The sequence below is a fragment of the Pantoea sp. BS_8 genome (assembly GCF_041954965.1).
GTDB classification, from domain to species: Bacteria; Pseudomonadota; Gammaproteobacteria; order Enterobacterales; family Enterobacteriaceae; genus Pantoea; species Pantoea stewartii.
Genome location: NZ_JAVAXU010000001.1, coordinates 127,467 through 147,574, shown reverse-complemented (window position 1 = coordinate 147,574; position 20,108 = coordinate 127,467). Strand labels below are relative to the sequence as shown.

Sequence of the window (20,108 nt, the reverse complement as noted above, 5' to 3'; positions counted from 1 at the left end):
GCCAGTATATGTGGCGATAGTGCATCGTATATGATTAAAAACTTACTGGCAATAGTAGCAAAGGACTGATGAGATAGATATTTTTAGGCCATTACTGGCTTTAGTTTTAAGAAAATAAACTTTAAGCCAAATAATTTTTGGGACAATTCTGTAAAGTATGAAAAAGATTCCCGCTCCCAATGTTATAAATAAAATGAGTTGGTTAAAGCCAAATTAGGAATATTTTTTAGATCCGGTCATTTTCTGAATTAATCCGCACTAACCGGGCGGGCTTAGGTTGACAAATTATATGCGTCGCGCCTGCCAAAACACTTTTTGCCAGTAGACATTATCCAGCGAGGACCGAATGACGCCCTGACTGGTTGAAGCATGGATGAAGGCGTTATCCGTGTCGTAAATGCCCACATGTAAGCCATTTTCGCCACTGCCGGTCCTGAAGAACACCAGGTCGCCGGGCAGAAGGTCCTCTTTGCTGATACGCGTGCCGATATCACTCTGGGCGGCGGTACTGCGTGGGAGCTGCAAATCAAACTTATCCCGAAATGTCAGATAGACAAAACCCGAGCAGTCAACACCCTTGCGGCTCATGCCACCATAGCGATACGGTGTTCCCCGCCAGCTCCCCAGTTGATCGTTGAGCTGCGCGATAACGGTAATGGAGTCAGAGAGGCGACCATTGACAGGCGGTGCACGATGGCTACAGCCCACCAACAGTAACACCACGAACAGCAACCCCATGCGCATCACAGCTCATCCTTAATCAGTTATAACGGGGTAAATGTAGCGGCAAAGCCCGCCACGTGGCAAGTCTCAGGGTAAAACCGTTAGCAGCGGACGGCCTTCCAGGGTGAGTTGTCGGAAAGGGATACCGTAGAGTGGCGTGAGCTGTTCCGGGCGCAGGATCTCACAGGGTTTACCCTGTGCCACAACCGCGCCCTGATGCAACAGCCAGACCCGATCGGCATGCCACAGGCTGTGGTTAAGGTCATGGCTGCTGGCAATCACACAAACCCCTGCACGACAGAGTTCCTGAATCAGATTATCGACCGCGTGTTGCTGCGCCACATCCAGCGCCGTCATGGGTTCGTCAAGAATCAGCAGTTTACCGTCCGCATTAATCTGCGGATCGATTTGTGCCATGACCGCACAGAGTCGGACGCGCTGCCATTCGCCCCCGGAAAGCTGATTCAGCGGTCGGGAGAGTTTTTCTGTCAACTGCAGCCGGGCGAGTAAGCTCATTAACCGCGCATCATTGTGTGGCCCTGAAGACGCCAGATGCAAACGAAGATAGTGATAAACCGGCATCATGCCAGGTGGCAGCTGCTGTTGAGGCAGCCAGCCGCGCACCCGGGCCAGCGCCGGTCCGGGCCAGTCAGCCAGCGCTTTATCCTGTAAAGTCATCTGACCGGTTATCGGCTCCAGACCGGCCAGCGCGGACAACAAGGTGCTTTTGCCCGCGCCATTCGGGCCCACCAGATGGATCAGATGCCCGGCATGAAGCGCACCGCTCACCGGTTGCAGCCGTCCGGCAACGGCGACCGCTTGCAGGCTGAGTAACACCTATTTCGCCAGCGCGACCTTAATCGTTTCCAGAATAATCGGGTCTTCTGGCGACATATCGGGCGAGAAACGCTGGATCACGCTGCCGTCACGTCCAATCAGGAATTTTTCAAAATTCCACAAAATATCCCCTGGCGCTTTTGGTGCCCGGCCTTTACTGACCATACGCTCATAAAAGCCACTTTCTTCCGGCCGAACGGCATCCGGTTTTGCGGCCACCAGCTGCGCATAAAGCGGATGACGATGTTCACCATTCACCTCACATTTTTCGAACAGAGGAAAGGTCACACCGTAGGTGGTGCTGCAAAACGTCTTGATTTCTTCGCTGGTGCCGGGTTCCTGCTCCAGGAACTGATTGCACGGAAAACCCAGTACACTGAAGCCCTGGTCATGCCAGGCTTCATGGATATTTTCCAGTGCTTCGTATTGCGGCGTTAAACCACATTTCGAGGCCACGTTCACCACCAGCAGGACGTTGCCCTGCCAGGCAGACAGCGTGGTTTTCTCACCATCCAGCGTAACCAGTTCAGTTTGATAAATGCTCATACGGGGTTCCTGTGGTTAAGACTTGTTTGTCAGCGCAGGCTGACGTGTCGATTTGACTAACAGAACGATAAACAATGGCGCACCCAGCGTGGCCGTGACCACGCCAACAGGCAACTCAGCCGAGGCCAGTGCCAGACGGGCAATAATATCTGCCCCCAGCAGTACGCTGGCCCCTGCCAGCGCGGAGGCCGGCAGCAACGCACGATGATCGTGCAATCCCACCAGGCGTAACAGATGAGGAATGACCAGCCCGACAAATCCTATCGCCCCGGCCAGCGCAACGCTTACCCCGACCAGCCAGCCCATGGCTAGCACCAGCAGATTACGCCAGCAGACCAGAGACAGTCCTAACTGGCGCGCGGAGGTCTCACCGAGGGCCAACAGATTGAGCGCGCGGGCCGCCGTCATGCTGGCCAGAATCACCGGCAATAACGCCAGCATCATCCAGCCATAACGCCAGTCGATGCCGCTGAATCCGCCCATCATCCAGTACATCAGTTGGCGCAAATCGAGACTGCTGCTGAAATACACCGCCCAGGTCATCATCGCGCTGCAAATCATGCCCAACGCTACGCCGGTGAGCAACAAACGGCTGACGGATAAATGGCGGTGGGCAAAGTGCAGCAGAATCAGCGTAATCACCAACGCGCCCGCTATCGCCGAAAGCGAGAGGCTCCATAATGCGCCACCGCTGAACAGCACGCCCGCCACCAGGCCAATGCCTGCCCCGCTGGACACCCCCAGCAGGCCGGGCTCGGCCAGCGGATTGGTAAACAGCGCCTGCATCATCACCCCGCTCAACGCCAGCGCCGCCCCCACCAGCATCACCGCGACGGTACGGGGTAAACGTAACTGGCCGACAAACAGCCTGCCGCTCTCACTCCACCAGGCGGCAGGCCCTATCCAGCGCTCGCCTGCACACAGGCTGACCGTAAAAAGCGCCAGCAGCAGCAGACTCAGGCCCATCAGCCATTTTTGATTTTGCCGTGTGCTGTGCCGTGCAAGTTGTTCAAACTGGGACATAAGCGGAATTGATCTGGGTAACAGGGAATTGATTGTAAAAGGATTGCGAAAAAAAGAAATGAAAAAGGCCGCTTGCGCGGCCTTTTTAAAACACTGGGATCAGTCACTGTCTTTGGGTGTGGCGTTCTCAACGCGACTTTTAAGCTTCTGCCCTGGACGGAAGGTGACTACGCGACGTGCAGTAATCGGAATATCCTCTCCCGTTTTTGGGTTTCTGCCCGGACGTTGGTTTTTGTCACGCAGATCAAAATTACCAAACCCCGACAGTTTAACCTGTTCTCCATTTTCCAAAGCGCGGCGAACCTCTTCGAAAAACAGCTCCACTAACTCTTTTGCATCACGTTTGCTCAGCCCGAGTTTCTCAAACAGGTATTCTGACATCTCAGCTTTTGTAAGCGCCATAGGTTCAATCCCTCAAGGTTGCCTGGAATCGCTCTTTTAATGCCGCAACGCATTTGGCAACCGTCGCGGCAATCTCCTCTTCTTCGAGTGTCCGGCTGGTATCCTGCAAAATCAGGCTGATTGCGAGGCTCTTATAGCCCTCGGAAACACCCTTACCTCGGTACACGTCAAACAAGTTTACGCCAACTACCTGATTTACGCCAACTTTCTTACACTCTGCGATGATATCTGCTGCGGGCACGTTTTCCGCCACAACAACGGCGATATCTCGGCGGTTTGCCGGGAAGCGCGAAATCTCTTGCGCATCAGGCAGGACGCGGTCTGCGACCTTATTCCAAAGCAGTTCAAAGACTAAGGTGCGACCGTTGAGATCCAGCTTACGTTCAAGTTCGGGATGAACCACTCCGATAAATCCGATTCGTTCATCATGCAAATAAATTGCCGCACTTTGTCCCGGATGTAACGCCGGATTCGCTTCTGCACGGAAAGTGATGGCGTCGAGCTTACCGGTTAAATCCAGTAATGACTCTAAATCGCCTTTCAAATCATAGAAGTCAACCGCCTGGCGCGCCAGATCCCAGTGCTCTTCGAAGCGATTGCCACTCAGTACGCCGGCCAGCATCAAATCCTGACGGATACCTAAATCTGCCTGTGTATCAGGCACAAAACGCAGGCCGCTCTCAAACAGGCGCACGCGGCTCTGCTGACGATTCTGGTTATAGACCACGGCGCTCAGCAAACCGGTCCACAGCGACAGACGCATGGTGGACATATCGCTGGAAATCGGGCTTGGCAGCAGCAATGCCTCTTCGCCGGGATGCAGCAACTGCTGGACTTTTGGATCCACGAAGCTGTAGGTAATGGCCTCCTGATAGCCTTTATCCACCAGCAGCATCTTCGCGCGTTTCAGCGACAGGTTGGCTTCACGGTGCTTCGTCATCACCAGCCCGGCCTGCACCGGCACGTTGGGGATATTGTTGTAACCGTAGATGCGCGCAATCTCTTCCACCAGGTCTTCTTCGATAGCCATATCGAAGCGCCAGGTCGGTGCGACCGCCTGCCATTCCTGATTGCCTACGCTCACCTGACAACCAAGGCGGGTCAGAATGTCGGTCACCTGGGCATCGCTGACCACATGACCGATTAAGCGATCCAGCTTCTCACGACGTAAGGTGATGGTGGCTGGCACCGGCAACGCGGCCTCTACCGTCTGATCGATAACCGGACCGGCTTCGCCGCCACAGATGCTCAGCAGCAGCTGCGTCGCCCGCGCCATCGCCTTGTGCTGCAGCGCCGAATCCACACCACGCTCGTAACGATGTGAAGCATCCGTATGCAAACCATGACGACGCGCCCGGCCGGTAATCGCCAGCGGCTCAAACCAGGCGCATTCCAGTAAAATATTTTGCGTTTCGGTGTTTACGCCGGAATGCTCACCGCCAAAAATGCCGCCCATCGCCAGCGCTTTCTGGTGGTCAGCAATGACCAGCGTATCGCTGCTGAGTCTGGCTTCTGTACCATCCAGCAGCGTGAGTGCTTCGCCCTCTTCTGCCATGCGCACCACGATCCCGCCGTCAAGACGATCCAGATCGAAGGCGTGCATCGGCTGACCCAGCTCCAGCAGCACGTAGTTGGTGATATCCACGACCGGATCGATAGAGCGAATACCGCAGCGGCGCAGTTTCTCTCTCATCCACAGCGGCGTTGCTGCGGCAACGTTCACGCCTTTGACCACCCGGCCTAAATAGCGAGGACAGGCATCGGTCGCGTCAACGCGAATCGGGAAGGTATCGGGAATCGTGGCAGTGACCGACTCGATGGCGGGCGTATTCAGCGGCAGGCCGTTCAGGACCGCAACATCCCGAGCGATGCCCATGATGCCCAGACAGTCAGCGCGGTTAGGCGTCACGCTGATTTCGATGGTGTTGTCATCTAACTGCAGATAGTCACGGATATCGGTGCCCACAGGCGCATCGGCAGGCAGTTCAATAATGCCATTGTGATCATCGGAAATACCCAGCTCCGAGAACGAGCACAGCATGCCTTCCGAGGGTTCACCGCGCAGCTTTGCGGCTTTGATTTTGAAATCGCCCGGCAGAACGGCACCCACGGTGGCGACGGCCACTTTCAGGCCCTGACGACAGTTCGGTGCACCGCACACGATATCCAGCAGACGATCGCCCCCGGTGTTGATTTTGGTCACGCGCAGCTTGTCGGCATTCGGGTGCTGACCGCACTCTACGACCTCACCGACCACCACGCCATGAAACGCGCCAGCCACTGGCTCAACGCCATCCACTTCCAGACCCGCCATGGTGATTTGTTCTGACAGCGCTGCGCTGTCAAGGGCTGGATTTACCCATTCGCGTAACCAGAGTTCACTGAATTTCATTGGATAACCTGCCCTTACTTAAATTGTTTGAGGAAACGTAAATCATTTTCGAAGAATGCGCGTAAATCGGTCACGCCGTAACGCAGCATGGTCAGACGCTCCATGCCCATACCAAAGGCGAAGCCCGAGTAGACTTCCGGATCGATACCGACGTTGCGCAGCACGTTAGGATGCACCATGCCGCAGCCCAGCACTTCCAGCCACTTGCCGTTTTTCCCCATCACATCCACTTCCGCAGACGGTTCGGTGAACGGGAAGTAAGACGGACGGAAACGGATCTGCAAATCTTCCTCAAAGAAGTTGTTCAGGAAATCGTGCAGCGTGCCTTTCAGGTTGGTGAAGTTGATGTTCTTATCGACGATCAGGCCTTCCATCTGGTGGAACATCGGCGTGTGTGTCTGATCGTAGTCGTTACGGTACACGCGGCCCGGGGCGATAATGCGCAGCGGCGGCTGCTGGTTTTTCATCGTGCGGATCTGTACGCCGGATGTCTGCGTACGCAGCAGGCGAGTGGCATCGAACCAGAAGGTGTCGTGATCGGCACGTGCCGGGTGATGGCCGGGGATATTCAGCGCGTCAAAGTTATGGTAATCGTCTTCAATTTCCGGGCCGGTCACCACCGCAAAGCCCAGTTCACCAAAGAAGGTTTCGATGCGATCGATAGTACGGGTAACCGGATGCAGCCCACCGTTTTCGATACGGCGTCCCGGCAGCGAGACATCGATGGTTTCCGCCGCCAGACGGGCGTTGAGCGCCGCCGACTCCATCGCTTCTTTGCGGGCATTCAGACGATCTGTCACCTGCTGTTTGGCTTCGTTAATCACGGCACCGGCTGCTGGACGCTCTTCTGCTGGCAGCTCACGCAACGTGGTCATCTGCAAAGTCAGATGCCCTTTTTTCCCCAGATATTCGACGCGCACCGCGTCAAGGGCGGCGATATCGGTCGCCCCGTCGATGGCCGCCGTGGCGTTCGCCACCAGTTCTGCTAGTTGGGACATGTTTTCCTCTTTTTCCAGTCAGGCTGGTTAGTACTTGTTGGGACCTGCCGGTCCAATATGCCAGCGCCAAAAATAAAAAAGCCTCCACGTGGGAGGCTTTCAGCGCGATTTTTCGTTTCTTTTCTTATGCGCAAAAGCCCCTGATTGTCAGGCGCTAAAGTAAAAAAAGAAACGGAAAATAGCAGCATTCATGCTTGCGTTACCTTGTCGTGATACTCAACGGCACTATTGAAAAGCGCAGAGGCGAAAAAGTCAATCTTTTGCTCAGGTTACAGGTAATAAAAAAGGGAGCAAGCTCCCTTTTTCAACTGACTTACGCCAGAGCTGATTTCGCTTTTTCTACCAGTGCAGTGAATGCCACTTTGTCGAATACAGCGATGTCGGCCAGGATTTTACGGTCAATTTCAATGGCTGCTTTTTTCAGACCATTGATGAAACGGCTGTAAGACATACCGTTCTGACGCGCCGCTGCGTTGATACGCGCGATCCACAGCTGACGGAACTGACGCTTACGTTGACGACGGTCGCGGTAAGCATACTGACCAGCTTTGATAACAGCCTGGAAGGCAACGCGGTAAACACGTGAACGTGCACCGTAGTAACCTTTAGCTTGTTTTAAGATTTTTTTGTGACGTGCGCGAGCAACTACACCACGTTTTACACGAGCCATTTAGCTCTCCTGTTTAATATTCTGAATTAATTAAAAAAATTTACTTATGCGTACGGCAGGCAGGCAACAACCAGACCCAGATCGCCTTTAGACACCATGCCTTTCGGACGCAGGTGACGTTTACGCTTGGTAGATTTCTTAGTCAGAATATGACGCAGGTTCGCGTGTTTACGCTTGAAGCCGCCAGAAGCGGTCTTCTTGAAGCGCTTAGCCGCGCCACGTACAGTTTTAATCTTTGGCATTTTAAAAAATATCCACTTCGCATTGTTGATAACATGACCCAGACAGGCGAACAACAAACCGCACAACGCGAGCGCTGCGCGGTCATTGCTACTTGAATGCCTACTGTTTCTTCTTAGGTGCGAGCACCATGATCATCTGGCGGCCTTCGATCTTCGAAGGGAAGGATTCGACAATAGCCAAATCCAGATCATCACACAGGTCTTTACGGACGCGGTTAAGCACTTCCATACCGATCTGCTGGTGCGCCATCTCACGACCGCGGAAACGCAGCGTGATTTTGGCTTTATCGCCTTCTTCCAGAAAGCGAATCAGGTTGCGTAGTTTGACCTGATAGTCGCCATCATCGGTTCCAGGACGGAATTTAATTTCCTTAACCTGAATAACTTTTTGCTTCTTCTTCTGTTCCTTAGAAGATTTGCTTTTTTCATAGAGGAACTTGCCGTAATCCATAATGCGGCAAACCGGCGGTTCGGCGTTCGGGCTGATTTCAACTAAATCTACACCCGCTTCCTCAGCTTTTTCCAAAGCTTCGCGTAGACTGACAATACCAAGTTGCTCGCCTTCAACGCCTGTTAAGCGCACTTCTGTTGCGCGAATTTCACTGTTGATGCGATTCGGACGCGTAGGTTGTACTCGTTTTCCGCCTTTAATACCTTATTCCTCCAATTGGTGAAGATTGCGGCTGCGAATCTCTTGCTGCAGCTTCTCAACAAACACATCGACATCCATCGACCCAAGGTCTTTACCACGGCGGGTGCGAACGGCCACTTTGCCAGCTTCCACCTCTTTATCACCACAGACCAACATATAAGGGACGCGACGTAATGTGTGCTCGCGGATTTTAAAGCCTATCTTCTCGTTTCTCAAGTCCGCTTTCACACGAATGCCAGCATTCTGCAATTTACGTGTCAAAGTCTCAACATATTCTGCCTGACCGTCGGTAATATTCATGACGACAGCCTGCACTGGTGCCAGCCAGCTAGGGAAGAAACCGGCAAACTCTTCGGTCAAAATACCGATAAAGCGTTCCATCGACCCCAGAATCGCACGGTGAATCATCACGGGCGTCTGACGATCGTTGTTTTCACCCACGTAAGTGGCATCCAGACGTTTAGGCAGGGAAAAGTCTAGCTGAACTGTTCCGCACTGCCAGGCACGGTCAAGGCAATCGTATAGAGTAAATTCAATTTTCGGGCCGTAGAAGGCGCCCTCACCCGGCTGGTATTCAAACGCAATGTTCTTTTCATTGAGCGCCGCAGCCAGATCCTCTTCTGCACGATCCCAGGTTTCATCAGAACCGATGCGTTTTTCAGGACGGGTAGACAGTTTCACCACGATCTTTTCAAAGCCAAAGGTGCTGTACATGTCGTAAACCATGCGGATACAGCTGTTCACTTCGGCGCGCAGTTGATCTTCCGTACAGAAAATATGGGCATCATCCTGAGTAAAGCCACGAACGCGCATCAGACCATGTAACGCACCTGAGGGTTCATTACGGTGGCAGCTCCCGAACTCGGCCATACGCAGTGGCAAATCGCGATAGGATTTCAGCCCCTGATTAAAGATTTGCACATGACCCGGGCAGTTCATTGGCTTGATGCAGTACTCACGGTTCTCCGAAGAGGTCGTAAACATCGCATCTTTGTAGTTTTCCCAGTGACCGGTTTTTTCCCACAACACGCGGTCCATCATGAACGGACCTTTTACTTCCTGGTACTGGTACTCTTTCAGCTTACTGCGGACGAACACTTCCAGTTCACGGAAAATTGTCCAGCCGTCATTATGCCAGAAAACCATACCCGGCGCTTCTTCCTGCATATGGTAGAGGTCGAGCTGTTTACCGATCTTACGGTGGTCGCGCTTCGCCGCTTCTTCCAGACGCTGCAGATAGGCAGACAGCTGCTTTTTATCGGCCCAGGCGGTGCCGTAGATGCGCTGCAACATTTTGTTGTCGCTGTCGCCACGCCAGTAGGCACCTGAAATTTTCTGCAGTTTGAAATGGTGACAAAAACGCATATTCGGTACGTGCGGACCGCGGCACATATCGACGTATTCTTCATGATGATACAGCCCAGGGCGATCATCATGGCTGATATTCTCGTCCAGGATGGTGGTCTTATAGACTTCACCCCGCGCCGCGAAGACATCGCGCGCTTCCTGCCAGCTAACCTTCTTCTTCACGACATCGTAGTTGGTCTCAGCCAACTGATGCATGCGTTTTTCCAGCAGCTCAATATCTTCCTGGGTCAGCGTGCGATCGATATCGACATCATAGTAGAAACCGTTGTCGATAACCGGACCAATAGCCATTTTCGTGTCGGGCCACAGCTGCTTAATGGCATGGCCTAACAGGTGCGCGCAAGAGTGACGGATGATTTCAAGACCCGCTTCGTCTTTTGCAGTAATAATGGCGACAGACGCGTCGTCGGTGATGGGATCAACCGCATCGACCAGTTCACCGTTCACTCGTCCGGCGATACAGGCTTTGGCCAGACCGGGGCCGATATCAAGCGCGATGTCCATCACGCTGACAGGGCGATCATAAGTGCGCTGGCTGCCATCAGGAAGCGTAATTACAGGCATAGAATGTCCTTAGTTGCAGTGGTAAGCCACACGAAAGCCTACATACAAAATTGAGTAGTTTGATTCACCTGGCGTGAAATCAGACCCACATTGTCGGAATGTCGCCAGGAAGTTGATGCGGCACGAATAATAGCAGTTTTCAGACGTGAGCAAAACCCATGCCTTTCCGCTAACTCTCAGACAGATCAAAAAAAAGCGGCCAGGCCCCAGGCCAGACCGCTTCTCCGTCAGACAGAGTTAACGCGGATTACATCGCGTACGTCAGCATGACCGTGGTTTTGGTATCCGTATGGTCGGGCGCAGACTCAGGTGGATTGTTGTTCCAGGTGACGTTATACGCCAGTTTCAGAGCGAAATGGTCATTAATCGCTACCTGTAAGCCCGTTTCAGAGTTCACTGTCGTATCGTCACCCAGTGAGCTCAGCACGGAAACACCCTGAATGAATTTGGTGGTATCTGTCAGCTGCCACTGGTAGCTCACCGCACCGTAAGCCAGCGCCTGCGTTTTATGGCCACCTTCGCGGTAATCGTCGTAACGGACACCAGGACCGAATTCCGCACGCAGTGAATGCACCGGGCCATTCAGGATCTGACGACCATAACCGGCGGTCAGGACATCGCGTCCGTCATAACCATTGTAACGGTCACTTAACCAGCTTGCCTGACCAAACAGGTAGTCATAGGCGCTCATGTTGTAACGCGAACGCGCACCTACGTTATAGGTTTCGGACGAGCGCTCATCGTTTGCAGAGGTATTCGCGGCATTGCCCCACAAGCTGTAGGCCATTGATTCTGTATACCAGGTCATGTTGGTCTGTGCGGTCAACGATGAGCTGGTGGTGTTACCGGTTTGCGCCAGGTAACCTGCAGAGGCCGATCCTTCAAAAGGCTTTTTCGCCGTTGAAGGGTCATCCATCGCGGTGAAGACCGCGTTATCGGCCAGCGCCTGGTGACAAAACGCTCCGGCAGAGAGCAATAGAACAGCAGACAGCTTGTTAAAGGCGTTCATTAAGTGTGATCCGTGCAACAGTTTTGAAAACGAAGATTCTGAAGGGTTTCCCGGTGCGATCAATCCCCTTTACCGTAACTTTTGTAAAGAGATATGAATTCGCTCAGAACATCATGCATTAGCGTAACGTCCCGTATTTGCTGGACGTTAACCTGAGTTCGGCGCGCATTATAGAGTTGTTTTTGCCAAATAACATCTGTTCGTTTACAAGATTTACATACGTTCGGGTCGCCAGCATCCGCACAAACGGTAAACAGTTTAGTCCGAATTGTTGGCTCATCCCCTTCATTATTCGCCTGTTTTTTCACCCTGTACTACGCTGTGTGATATTTAACCCTTTCGAGGTGCAAAATGAGCAGTGGAGATCTACATCGCTATGTCGTGACCTTTCATTATCAGGAAGCCGGACTCAGTGACGTTCTGAACCTGACCGGTGCTCTGACATCAGGGGGCTTCTCTACCACGTTAATGGATGACAGTGGCACCGCCCATGAGCTTGGCACCAACAGTTTTGGCATTGTCACCACACTGGATGAGGTCGCGCTAAAACAGCAGGCTCTTGCCGCGGGCGAAAGCGCGCTGGGCCAGAAACCCGACGTGACGTTGACCACGCTTGACGACTTTCTGCGCCAAGCAACAGGTGCCGCAGACTAGTCTGTGCACACGCGCAGGTTTTTATCGCGTGCGTCCGCGTTACAATTGAACTCAGGCAGCGAATAAAGAGGATAACCCGATGTGGTCAGCCATTAGTCGTCTGTTAAACGAGCAATTTGGCAACGCCGAAATTACCCAACGTCACGAACTCCCCGGGGGTGATGTTCATCCCGCCTGGCTCATCCGCTATGGTGAGCAGGATGTGTTTGTGAAGTGCAACAGCCGCGATAAAGTGTCCCTGTTTAGCTGGGAAGCCGATCAACTCGCCCTGCTGCGCCGTACCCAGACGGTCCGCGTTCCGGACGTTTATGGCGTTGGCAGCGATCGTGACTACAGTTTCCTGCTGCTGGAATTTATCAAACCTCAGCCCCTGAATCCGCAGAGCGCCTACCAGTTAGGCCAGCAGTTGGCGCGTCTGCATCAGTGGAGCGAGCAACCTCAGTTCGGGCTTGATTTCGATAATAATCTGACCTCTACACCACAGCCCAACAGCTGGTTGCGGCGCTGGTCAGTTTTCTTTGCGGAGCAACGAATCGGCTGGCAACTGCAGATTGCCGCTGAGAAAGGCATTCTGTACGGCGATGCCGAACGGATTATTGATTGTGTGCAACGGACCCTGGCGTCCCATCACCCTCAACCTTCCCTGCTCCACGGCGATCTGTGGCCAGCTAACTGTGCGGGCAGCGAGAGTGGCCCCTGGATTTTCGATCCTGCCTGTTACTGGGGCGACCGGGAATGCGACCTGGCGATGCTGAGCTGGTTTACCGATCTGCCGAAGGCGATCTTTGACGGTTATCACCAGAGCTGGCCATTACCCGATGGCTTTTCGCAGCGTCAGCCGGTTTATCAGCTTTACTATCTCCTGAACCGGGCCAACGTGTTTGGCGGCAACTGGCTGGGCGCGGCGCAGTTTGCCGTGGGCCAGTTGCTGGATGACGATGCACGGGCAGCCGGTCAGGTGAAACCGGCCTGATCGTTTAGAGAAAACCAAGCAGAGAAAGCAGAAAGTAACCGGCGATGGCAATCACCAGCGGCAGGATGTAGAGCGGGAAAATCTGCAGAAAAATGGTGTGGCGTGGGACCCGTACCTTTTCTTCCAGCTGCTGCCGGGTCCGACCATCGCTGCCTTTTGCCTGCTCAAGAATCATCTGATCTTCAATCCCTTCCCGCACATGGCGCACCTGACGTCCCATGCGCGCACCGGACGCTTCCAGCGCCAGCCCGACAAAAATCAAAATATAGATAAGCCAGAAGCCCAGATTCATCTGTCCATTGAACTCGGGCACCGGTGAGTTGTGCCAGAACACATTCAGAAACGGCGTATTAAAGCGAATCATATCCACCATGACATGAATGAAATCCAGCATTACGGCATCAATACCGGGTTTCTTTTCACTGTGCTTAAACAAAAAGCTCAGCAGTGAAATGATGGTAGACAGCAACGCGAGTAAAAAAATCACCCAGCCAGCGACACGCTTAAGGATGGCAATGCGGCCAGCCTGTTGATAGGTCATGATATCTCCTGAACCCAAAATCCCATTTGCTTCAGTCTACCTGCCCTTGCAGAATTTTCCCAAAAAAAAGAGCGGTCTGCGCCCGTTTCGCCTCATCTGCGCACCAACCCTGTGTTCATGCTAAGGTAGCCTGAACTTTTTAAGGAGCGACACATGTCTTACCACCGCCCTGTTTTTGCAGCTTTATTTGATATGGATGGATTGTTGATTGATTCTGAACCTCTCTGGGATCAGGCTGAAATGGACATCTTCTCAACCCTGAATATCGATTTGACCCGACGCCACGAATTACCTGATACGCTCGGATTACGTATCGATCAGACGGTGCGCATGTGGTACGAAACGTTGCCCTGGTCGGGACCAAGTCAGGAAGCGGTCACACAGCGTATCATCGCCCGTGCAATGGAACTGATTGCGATAAACCGCCCGCTTCTGCCCGGTGTTGAGTCCGCCCTCTCATTGTGCAAACAGCACGGCCTGAAGACCGGCCTGGTTTCCGCATCGCCCCGCTTCATGCTGGAACAGGTACTGGCGATGTTTAACCTGAATCACTATTTTGATGTGCTGTCTTCCGCCGAACATCTGCCCTACAGCAAGCCGCATCCGCAGGTCTACCTCAACGCCGCCGAGGCGCTGGGCATTGATCCGCTTCACTGCGTCGCGCTGGAAGATTCGGTGAACGGCATGGTAGCAAGCAAAGCCGCACGAATGCGATCAATTGTGATTCCGGCAGCCAGCCATCAGGATGATGCCCGCTGGGCGCTTGCCGACGTGAAGCTGAGCAGCCTGACGCAGTTAACGCGGGAGCATTTGCAGGCTTAACCGCAAAGGCGCTGTAACCTGTTGCATCCCCTTAAAAATTAACGCTTCGTTACAGCGTCACAGGTTCTCATTTACTGGATAAATCCCTATACTGGATGCATTGACAGTTTCTTTTGCAGCCAGGTTTATCATGACGGCCGAAGGCCATATCTTTTTTGCAGTTGCCAGCGCCATTTTTGCGAAACGGGCCGAGCTCACCCCGGTGATGGCTCAGGCGGACTGGTGGCATTTAATTCCCGCCAGCCTGCTGACCTGCCTGCTGCCTGACATCGATCATCCTAAGTCCTTGCTGGGCCAGCGCCTGCGCTGGTTGTCGCATCCCATTGCCCGGGCATTTGGTCATCGCGGGTTCACCCACAGCCTGCTTGCCGTCGCGGCTGGCCTGTGGCTGTTCCAGATTAACGTGCCGAAAAGCTGGCCGGTGCCCGCCGATGTTCTGCAGGGCATGACGCTGGGTTACCTGAGCCACATTGTGGCCGATATGCTCACTCCGGCCGGCGTTCCTCTGCTCTGGCCCTGTCGCTGGCGTTTTCGTCTGCCCATTCTGAACAGCCAAAAAGGCAATCAACTGGAGCGCGCTCTGTGCCTGTGCCTGATGGCTTACGCGCTGTGGTTCCCGCCAGGGATGCCTGCGTTTGGCGAAAATGGCTGGCCCACTCAGGTATTTGATACCTTGCAAAACGGCGTCAGCCGCCTCCTGTCCGGGCATTCCGGCTCCTGAGCCACTGGCCGCTCAAGCAAAGTTATAAGCTATTCCATTTGGATATAAGATCGCACTAAATTCACCTGATACCATTTCCGGACACCTGTATGAACAATAACTACTTTTGCTTTCCTTACCAGGGGAATGCTGCATGATTCGGAGTTTCTATGGATATCCCTTTAACGCTTAATATCATTGCCTTTGTGGTGCTGCTGCTTCTGCTGTCACGCCTGAGCCGCGCCAACTGGAGTCTGTCAAAAAAAGTGCTGGTCGGGTTAGTGTTTGGCTTCGCGTTTGGCCTGGCGCTGCAGTTTATTTACGGCAGTAACAGCGATACGGTCAAAGCGTCAATTGGCTGGTTTAACGTGGTCGGTAACGGCTATGTCCAGCTGTTGCAGATGATCGTGATGCCGCTGGTCTTTGTCTCAATTCTGAGCGCGGTGGCGCGCCTGCATAACGCCTCTTCGCTGGGCAAAATCAGTTTCCTGACCATTGGGGTGCTGCTGTTTACGACCGCGATTGCGGCGCTGGTCGGGGTTTTCGTGACCGGGCTGTTCCATCTTAATGCAACCGGCCTGGTACAGGGTGCCCAGGAAACGGCGCGTCTGAGTGCCATCCAGAATAACTATGTAGGCAAAGTGGCCGATCTGACGGCGGCGCAGCTTATCCTGTCCTTTATCCCGAAAAACCCCTTTGCCGATTTAACCGGTGCCAGCCCCACCTCGATTATCAGTGTCGTCATCTTCGCAGCCTTTTTAGGCGTGGCGGCCCTGCACCTGCTTAAAGATGACGAAGTGAAAGGCCAGCGTGTCCTGACGGCGATCGATACGCTGCAGTCATGGGTGATGAAGCTGGTGCGCCTGATCATGAAACTGACGCCTTACGGCGTGCTGGCGCTGATGACTAAAGTAGTTGCCGGATCGAACCTGCAGGACATCATTAAGCTGGGTAGCTTCGTGGTCGCATCCTATCTGGGCCTGGGCATTATGTTTGTGGTACACGGTCTGCTGCTGTCCGTAAACGGCATCAACCCTATGCGCTTTTTCCGCAAAGTCTGGCCCGTGCTGACCTTTGCCTTCACCAGCCGCTCCAGTGCCGCCAGCATTCCGCTGAACGTGGAAGCGCAAACCCGTCGTCTGGGCGTGCCGGAATCCATTGCCAGTTTCTCGGCGTCGTTTGGCGCTACGATCGGGCAGAACGGTTGTGCCGGCCTTTATCCGACCATGCTGGCCGTGATGGTAGCGCCGACAGTGGGCATTAACCCGTTTGATCCGCTGTGGATTGCCACCCTGGTGGGCATTGTGACGTTGAGCTCAGCGGGCGTTGCCGGTGTCGGCGGTGGCGCGACTTTCGCGGCGTTAATCGTGCTGCCCGCGATGGGCCTGCCCGTCACGCTGGTCGCGCTGCTGATTTCGATCGAGCCGTTGATCGATATGGGCAGAACCGCGTTGAACGTGAATGGTGCAATGACCGCAGGTTCCCTGACCAGTCGCTGGCTGGGCCTGACAGACCGACGCGTTCTTGAGCAAGACGAACACCGTGAATTAGAGCACAGCTAATCACATCTGACCTGGCACCCGGTGCCAGGTCTTCTCCCTTTTCCCTGCCTGTTTCTCCTTATTTCCCCTCTCTCTTTACATTCACGTTAAGGAAACGTTAAGCGTGGTAAAGGGGCAATAATACGTGCGCTTTCTGCTTGTTTTTGGACGCTAAAAGGAGAATTCTGCAGCGAGTCACAGCAGGAGAATGCACATGAAAACGGTTATCGCTTCATTCCTCGCGTTAGCGATGATTACGCCCAGCGCAGTGTTTGCGCGCCCCGGCGACTGGGGGCCCGGCCCTCACTGGTACCGGCCCGGCCCAGGCTGGCATGGTCCTGCGCCACGCTGGCATGGTCCTGACCATTTCCACGTTCTGCCACTGGCGGCAACGGCGGTTCTGATTGGGGGATTAACCTACTATTTGCTGAATGGCAGTTATTATCAGCGACACGGTGATGAGTACGTGGTTGTTGAGCCGCCTGCTCCGACCTATGTCAGCAGCGTCGGCGGTATGCGGGTGCTGGATTTTAATGGCCGACGGTTCTACGTGCAGGACGGGCATTACTATCAGCGGGAGATTAACGGCAGCTACGTTGAAGTGCCGCGTCCGGCTGGACTGTAGAGATAAAAAAACGGCTCGCCATAAGCGAGCCGTTTTTTCAGGTCAGCGAAAATTTACTGCTTAACCTGCGGATCGGTATCGTATTCAGCACAGCTCTGGAAGCCGTAGTTCATCACGCGACCCATATCGTTATAGCTGACGAAGTAAGTCTGTGCTTTACCGTCACGCTCGCCAATCACATAGGTCTGACAGGTACCGCGCGCATGCACCATGGTGATTTCAGTTGAAGCAGGGCCAGCAATCTGACGGACCTGCTGGCGGGTCATGCCTTTTTTGACGTCCTTAACCACTGGCTTAGTCACGTAGCTTTCCGCACGATCGTAAGTCGTACAACCAGAGAGCGCAGCCAGCGTCAGCGCTGCAGCGATACATCCCATCACTTTATTCATCTTGTTGTTCCTCATTTTTTGTCCATGTGGTGAAAAGCCTGGAACATAAAACGGTTTTTATCAAGTTAATGACAGACTTAAACTCAATCTGTCTCGCGGGATTTGTTAAAATGCGCCAGAACAGACCAGGCATGCTGGCTCACTGCACCATTGCGTGTTGGCCAGTGCCGTTTTTACAGGCACAAAAGACGCGCTGAATGCACTTTTGTGACAACGTCACTTAAACATTATCATCAGAGGCCAAATGACGCTTTCCTCACCCAACCGGCTGGTTTACGCCATCACCCTGGGATTACTGGCTGCGCTGGGACCGTTGTGCATCGATCTGTATCTGCCCGCCCTGCCGCAGTTAGCCAGTGACCTGGCTACGCCAACGTCTACGGCACAGCTCAGCCTTACCGCCGGCCTGCTGGGACTGGGCGCCGGTCAGCTTCTGTTTGGTCCCATGAGCGACAAATTTGGTCGTCTGCGCCCTCTGACCCTGTCACTGACGTTGTTGTTTATCGCGTCGCTGGGCTGCGCCCTTGCCCAGACTATCGATCAACTGTTACTGGCTCGTCTGTTTCAGGGATTAGCGGGAGCGGGCGGTGCGGTGCTGTCACGGGCGGTAGCGCGCGATATGTACAATGGCCATGAACTGACGCGCTTTTTTGCGCTGCTGATGCTGGTTAACGGCCTTGCCCCTATTGGCGCCCCCGTACTGGGCGGAGCCCTGATGACCGTGCTGGACTGGCGCGGTATTTTTGTTGTGCTGAGCGGCATCGCCATTTTGCTCATCCTGCTGGCGCGCGGGAAACTGCATGAAAGTCTGCCCGTTGATCGGCGGAGTCAGGGCTCGGTTTTTGCTGCTTATGCTGCGCTGGGGCAGGTCATCACCCACCGTGCCTTTATGGGTTTCTGCCTGACGCAAGGGTTTATGATGTCGGGCATGTTCGCCTATATCGGCGCATCGCCGTTCGTGCTGCAGGAAATCTACGGTCTGTCGCCCCAGGCGTTCAGCTTTTGCTTTGCCGCCAACGGTATCGGTTTAGTGATTGCCTCGCAGACCAGCGCCCGTCTCTGCCCGCTGTGGGGTGAATATCGCGTCCTGAAAGGCGGCCTGATGCTGGCATTCGTGGCCTCCAGCGCGCTGCTGGCCGCCGGGTTAACGCACGCCCCGCTCCCGCTGCTGCTGGTTGCGCTGTTCTTTTCGATTGCCAGCAATGGTGTCATTGCCACCACCGCCGCCTCACTGGCGATGCAAAGTCAGGGGCAACGTGCCGGTAGCGCCTCGGCTGTCATTGGCGTGACGATGTTCACTCTGGGCGCACTCGCCGTGCCGGTAACCGGGATGGGCGGCACATCAGTAATCAGTATGACGTTGACGATATTTGGTTGCTTCATGCTGGCTATACTGACCTTTATCGTTTTGGCAAAAAAACCTCCGCTGAGGTAAAAATTGTCGGATTCAGACCAGCAAAAAGAAAACATCACCCGCTTTGGCTTGTTGTTTTCGGGGATGCGCGTTAGCTTTAAGACAGGCTTTGTATTGTGCCGGCTGGCTAAAGACTTAAGGAGATGTTGATGTCACTGCAGCAGGAAATCATTACCGCACTGGGTGTGAAACCCACTATCGATCCGCAGCAGGAAATTCGTACCAGCGTGGATTTCCTCAAAGCGTATTTAACGCGCCACAGCGGCCTGAAGGCGTTAATACTCGGTATCAGCGGCGGACAAGATTCTACCCTGACGGGCAAGCTGGCCCAGATGGCGATCACGGAGCTTCGCCAGGAAACAGGCGATAACGACTACACCTTTATCGCGGTGCGTCTGCCTTACGGCGTGCAGGCTGATGAGCAGGACTGCCAGGATGCGCTGGCCTTCATCCAGCCAGACCGCTCGCTGGTGGTCAATATTAAAGAAGCGGTGCTGGCCAGTGAGCGCGCGCTGAAAGACGCCGGCATTGTGCTGTCGGATTTCGTCCGCGGCAATGAGAAAGCCCGTGAGCGTATGAAAGCGCAGTACAGCATTGCCGGTATGACCAAAGGCGTGGTGGTGGGCACCGACCATGGCGCAGAAGCCGTCACGGGCTTCTTTACCAAGTACGGCGATGGCGGCAGCGATATTAACCCTATCTTCCGCCTCAATAAGCGCCAGGGCAAACTGCTGCTGAAAACGCTGGGTTGCCCGGAACATCTGTATCTGAAAAAACCGACCGCCGATTTAGAAGACGATCGCCCCGGTCTGCAGGATGAAGTCGCACTGGGCGTCACCTACGACATGATCGATGACTACCTTGAAGGGAAAACGATCGATCCGGACAGCGCGAAAATCATTGAAGGCTGGTATCTGAAAACCGAGCACAAACGTCGACCGCCTATCACTGTTTTTGACGATTTCTGGAAATAACGCCGCCGACCCTTGCCGCCCGGCAAGGGTTGCCTTAACTGCTGAAACC

Annotated in this window: 23 protein-coding genes and 1 other annotated feature; of the genes, 8 read left to right on the top strand and 15 right to left on the bottom strand. The window is 54.1% G+C overall.

Annotation, left to right across the window (positions count from 1 at the left end; all coding sequences use genetic code 11):
• Positions 1-285: 285 nt before the first annotated feature.
• The 13 genes from RAC65_RS00675 to RAC65_RS00615 form a co-directional block, all read right to left on the bottom strand.
• On the bottom strand, positions 286-744 hold the full coding sequence (locus tag RAC65_RS00675) for an NlpC/P60 family protein (protein ID WP_058701726.1): 459 nt from the start codon (positions 742-744) through the stop codon (positions 286-288).
• 66 nt (positions 745-810) lie between these two features.
• Positions 811-1,560 carry a vitamin B12 ABC transporter ATP-binding protein BtuD gene (gene btuD, locus RAC65_RS00670; RefSeq protein WP_058701725.1) on the bottom strand — a complete coding sequence of 250 codons (750 nt, stop codon included), beginning with the start codon at positions 1,558-1,560 and terminating at the stop codon, positions 811-813.
• Positions 1,561-2,106 carry a glutathione peroxidase gene (locus tag RAC65_RS00665; protein WP_039340642.1) on the bottom strand — a complete coding sequence of 182 codons (546 nt, stop codon included), beginning with the start codon at positions 2,104-2,106 and terminating at the stop codon, positions 1,561-1,563.
• 15 nt (positions 2,107-2,121) lie between these two features.
• On the bottom strand, positions 2,122-3,129 hold the full coding sequence (gene btuC / locus RAC65_RS00660; RefSeq protein WP_058701724.1) for a vitamin B12 ABC transporter permease BtuC: 1,008 nt from the start codon (positions 3,127-3,129) through the stop codon (positions 2,122-2,124).
• 99 nt (positions 3,130-3,228) lie between these two features.
• Positions 3,229-3,531 carry an integration host factor subunit alpha gene (ihfA, locus tag RAC65_RS00655; protein WP_006118960.1) on the bottom strand — a complete coding sequence of 101 codons (303 nt, stop codon included), beginning with the start codon at positions 3,529-3,531 and terminating at the stop codon, positions 3,229-3,231.
• A gap of 4 nt (positions 3,532-3,535) precedes the next feature.
• The gene (pheT, locus tag RAC65_RS00650) at positions 3,536-5,923 is read right to left on the bottom strand and encodes a phenylalanine--tRNA ligase subunit beta (RefSeq protein WP_054687802.1); all 2,388 of its coding nucleotides are present in this window, start codon (positions 5,921-5,923) and stop codon (positions 3,536-3,538) included.
• A 14-nt stretch (positions 5,924-5,937) separates the two neighbouring features.
• Complete coding sequence (gene pheS, locus RAC65_RS00645) at positions 5,938-6,921, bottom strand: phenylalanine--tRNA ligase subunit alpha (RefSeq protein WP_033741123.1); 984 nt, start codon at positions 6,919-6,921, stop codon at positions 5,938-5,940.
• A gap of 71 nt (positions 6,922-6,992) precedes the next feature.
• Positions 6,993-7,118 (bottom strand) — a sequence feature (Phe leader region).
• Entirely contained in the window at positions 7,069-7,113 is a 45-nt protein-coding gene (gene pheM, locus RAC65_RS00640; protein ID WP_106120997.1) for a pheST operon leader peptide PheM, read from the bottom strand. Its footprint overlaps the feature before it by 45 nt.
• A gap of 116 nt (positions 7,119-7,234) precedes the next feature.
• Positions 7,235-7,591 carry a 50S ribosomal protein L20 gene (gene rplT / locus RAC65_RS00635; RefSeq protein ID WP_006118956.1) on the bottom strand — a complete coding sequence of 119 codons (357 nt, stop codon included), beginning with the start codon at positions 7,589-7,591 and terminating at the stop codon, positions 7,235-7,237.
• Positions 7,592-7,635: 44 nt separating this feature from the next.
• Entirely contained in the window at positions 7,636-7,833 is a 198-nt protein-coding gene (gene rpmI, locus RAC65_RS00630; protein ID WP_006118955.1) for a 50S ribosomal protein L35, read from the bottom strand.
• Positions 7,834-7,933: 100 nt separating this feature from the next.
• On the bottom strand, positions 7,934-8,485 hold the full coding sequence (gene infC / locus RAC65_RS00625; RefSeq protein WP_006118954.1) for a translation initiation factor IF-3: 552 nt from the start codon (positions 8,483-8,485) through the stop codon (positions 7,934-7,936).
• A gap of 3 nt (positions 8,486-8,488) precedes the next feature.
• Positions 8,489-10,417: a threonine--tRNA ligase gene (thrS, locus tag RAC65_RS00620; protein ID WP_375096238.1), complete on the bottom strand. Its 1,929-nt coding sequence runs from the start codon at positions 10,415-10,417 to the stop codon at positions 8,489-8,491.
• A 247-nt stretch (positions 10,418-10,664) separates the two neighbouring features.
• Positions 10,665-11,426, bottom strand: coding sequence for a YdiY family protein (locus RAC65_RS00615; RefSeq protein WP_006118952.1), 762 nt, complete (start codon positions 11,424-11,426; stop codon positions 10,665-10,667).
• 351 nt (positions 11,427-11,777) lie between these two features.
• Between RAC65_RS00615 and ghoS the strand changes: the two genes are divergently transcribed.
• Positions 11,778-12,080 (top strand): type V toxin-antitoxin system endoribonuclease antitoxin GhoS, encoded by a 303-nt coding sequence (gene ghoS, locus RAC65_RS00610; protein WP_058701723.1) that lies wholly within the window; start codon positions 11,778-11,780, stop codon positions 12,078-12,080.
• Between the two features lie 79 nt (positions 12,081-12,159).
• A complete protein-coding gene (locus RAC65_RS00605) occupies positions 12,160-13,053 on the top strand; it encodes a fructosamine kinase family protein (protein WP_058701722.1) in 894 nt (297 codons plus the stop codon).
• A gap of 4 nt (positions 13,054-13,057) precedes the next feature.
• On the opposite strand, the gene RAC65_RS00600 is transcribed toward RAC65_RS00605, so the two are convergent.
• A complete protein-coding gene (locus tag RAC65_RS00600) occupies positions 13,058-13,594 on the bottom strand; it encodes a YniB family protein (protein WP_375096237.1) in 537 nt (178 codons plus the stop codon).
• 153 nt (positions 13,595-13,747) lie between these two features.
• Here RAC65_RS00600 and hxpB point away from each other — a divergent pair, with 153 nt between their 5' ends.
• The 4 genes from hxpB to RAC65_RS00580 all read left to right on the top strand — a co-directional run bounded on the left by hxpB (position 13,748) and on the right by RAC65_RS00580 (position 17,282).
• On the top strand, positions 13,748-14,416 hold the full coding sequence (gene hxpB, locus RAC65_RS00595; protein WP_039340657.1) for a hexitol phosphatase HxpB: 669 nt from the start codon (positions 13,748-13,750) through the stop codon (positions 14,414-14,416).
• A gap of 130 nt (positions 14,417-14,546) precedes the next feature.
• Positions 14,547-15,137: a metal-dependent hydrolase gene (locus RAC65_RS00590; RefSeq protein ID WP_033741117.1), complete on the top strand. Its 591-nt coding sequence runs from the start codon at positions 14,547-14,549 to the stop codon at positions 15,135-15,137.
• Positions 15,138-15,286: 149 nt separating this feature from the next.
• Positions 15,287-16,678, top strand: coding sequence for an L-cystine transporter (locus tag RAC65_RS00585; RefSeq protein ID WP_375096236.1), 1,392 nt, complete (start codon positions 15,287-15,289; stop codon positions 16,676-16,678).
• Positions 16,679-16,871: 193 nt separating this feature from the next.
• Positions 16,872-17,282, top strand: a complete 411-nt coding sequence (locus RAC65_RS00580) for a DUF6515 family protein (protein ID WP_006118945.1) — start codon at positions 16,872-16,874, stop codon at positions 17,280-17,282.
• A gap of 53 nt (positions 17,283-17,335) precedes the next feature.
• Here the strand turns inward: RAC65_RS00580 and osmE are convergent, their stop codons facing one another.
• Positions 17,336-17,671, bottom strand: a complete 336-nt coding sequence (gene osmE, locus RAC65_RS00575) for an osmotically-inducible lipoprotein OsmE (RefSeq protein WP_006118944.1) — start codon at positions 17,669-17,671, stop codon at positions 17,336-17,338.
• 244 nt (positions 17,672-17,915) lie between these two features.
• Here osmE and RAC65_RS00570 point away from each other — a divergent pair, with 244 nt between their 5' ends.
• Both RAC65_RS00570 and nadE read left to right on the top strand, forming a co-directional pair.
• Positions 17,916-19,106 carry a multidrug effflux MFS transporter gene (locus RAC65_RS00570; protein WP_006118943.1) on the top strand — a complete coding sequence of 397 codons (1,191 nt, stop codon included), beginning with the start codon at positions 17,916-17,918 and terminating at the stop codon, positions 19,104-19,106.
• A 128-nt stretch (positions 19,107-19,234) separates the two neighbouring features.
• A complete protein-coding gene (nadE, locus tag RAC65_RS00565) occupies positions 19,235-20,059 on the top strand; it encodes an ammonia-dependent NAD(+) synthetase (protein WP_033741113.1) in 825 nt (274 codons plus the stop codon).
• Positions 20,060-20,108 lie beyond the last annotated feature (49 nt).

What these genes read in the sequence shown, in the direction of transcription:
- rplT (WP_006118956.1), bottom strand. Translation starts at nt 7,591, where the DNA reads ATGGCTCGTGTAAAACGTGGTGTAGTTGCTCGCGCACGTCACAAAAAA.
- pheT (WP_054687802.1), bottom strand. Translation starts at nt 5,923, where the DNA reads ATGAAATTCAGTGAACTCTGGTTACGCGAATGGGTAAATCCAGCCCTT.
- RAC65_RS00615 (WP_006118952.1), bottom strand. Translation starts at nt 11,426, where the DNA reads ATGAACGCCTTTAACAAGCTGTCTGCTGTTCTATTGCTCTCTGCCGGA.
- thrS (WP_375096238.1), bottom strand. Translation starts at nt 10,417, where the DNA reads ATGCCTGTAATTACGCTTCCTGATGGCAGCCAGCGCACTTATGATCGC.
- ihfA (WP_006118960.1), bottom strand. Translation starts at nt 3,531, where the DNA reads ATGGCGCTTACAAAAGCTGAGATGTCAGAATACCTGTTTGAGAAACTC.
- RAC65_RS00600 (WP_375096237.1), bottom strand. Translation starts at nt 13,594, where the DNA reads ATGACCTATCAACAGGCTGGCCGCATTGCCATCCTTAAGCGTGTCGCT.
- nadE (WP_033741113.1), top strand. Translation starts at nt 19,235, where the DNA reads ATGTCACTGCAGCAGGAAATCATTACCGCACTGGGTGTGAAACCCACT.
- RAC65_RS00585 (WP_375096236.1), top strand. Translation starts at nt 15,287, where the DNA reads ATGGATATCCCTTTAACGCTTAATATCATTGCCTTTGTGGTGCTGCTG.
- RAC65_RS00605 (WP_058701722.1), top strand. Translation starts at nt 12,160, where the DNA reads ATGTGGTCAGCCATTAGTCGTCTGTTAAACGAGCAATTTGGCAACGCC.
- ghoS (WP_058701723.1), top strand. Translation starts at nt 11,778, where the DNA reads ATGAGCAGTGGAGATCTACATCGCTATGTCGTGACCTTTCATTATCAG.
- osmE (WP_006118944.1), bottom strand. Translation starts at nt 17,671, where the DNA reads ATGAATAAAGTGATGGGATGTATCGCTGCAGCGCTGACGCTGGCTGCG.
- RAC65_RS00580 (WP_006118945.1), top strand. Translation starts at nt 16,872, where the DNA reads ATGAAAACGGTTATCGCTTCATTCCTCGCGTTAGCGATGATTACGCCC.
- RAC65_RS00675 (WP_058701726.1), bottom strand. Translation starts at nt 744, where the DNA reads ATGCGCATGGGGTTGCTGTTCGTGGTGTTACTGTTGGTGGGCTGTAGC.
- RAC65_RS00570 (WP_006118943.1), top strand. Translation starts at nt 17,916, where the DNA reads ATGACGCTTTCCTCACCCAACCGGCTGGTTTACGCCATCACCCTGGGA.
- RAC65_RS00590 (WP_033741117.1), top strand. Translation starts at nt 14,547, where the DNA reads ATGACGGCCGAAGGCCATATCTTTTTTGCAGTTGCCAGCGCCATTTTT.
- btuC (WP_058701724.1), bottom strand. Translation starts at nt 3,129, where the DNA reads ATGTCCCAGTTTGAACAACTTGCACGGCACAGCACACGGCAAAATCAA.
- pheS (WP_033741123.1), bottom strand. Translation starts at nt 6,921, where the DNA reads ATGTCCCAACTAGCAGAACTGGTGGCGAACGCCACGGCGGCCATCGAC.
- hxpB (WP_039340657.1), top strand. Translation starts at nt 13,748, where the DNA reads ATGTCTTACCACCGCCCTGTTTTTGCAGCTTTATTTGATATGGATGGA.
- rpmI (WP_006118955.1), bottom strand. Translation starts at nt 7,833, where the DNA reads ATGCCAAAGATTAAAACTGTACGTGGCGCGGCTAAGCGCTTCAAGAAG.
- RAC65_RS00665 (WP_039340642.1), bottom strand. Translation starts at nt 2,106, where the DNA reads ATGAGCATTTATCAAACTGAACTGGTTACGCTGGATGGTGAGAAAACC.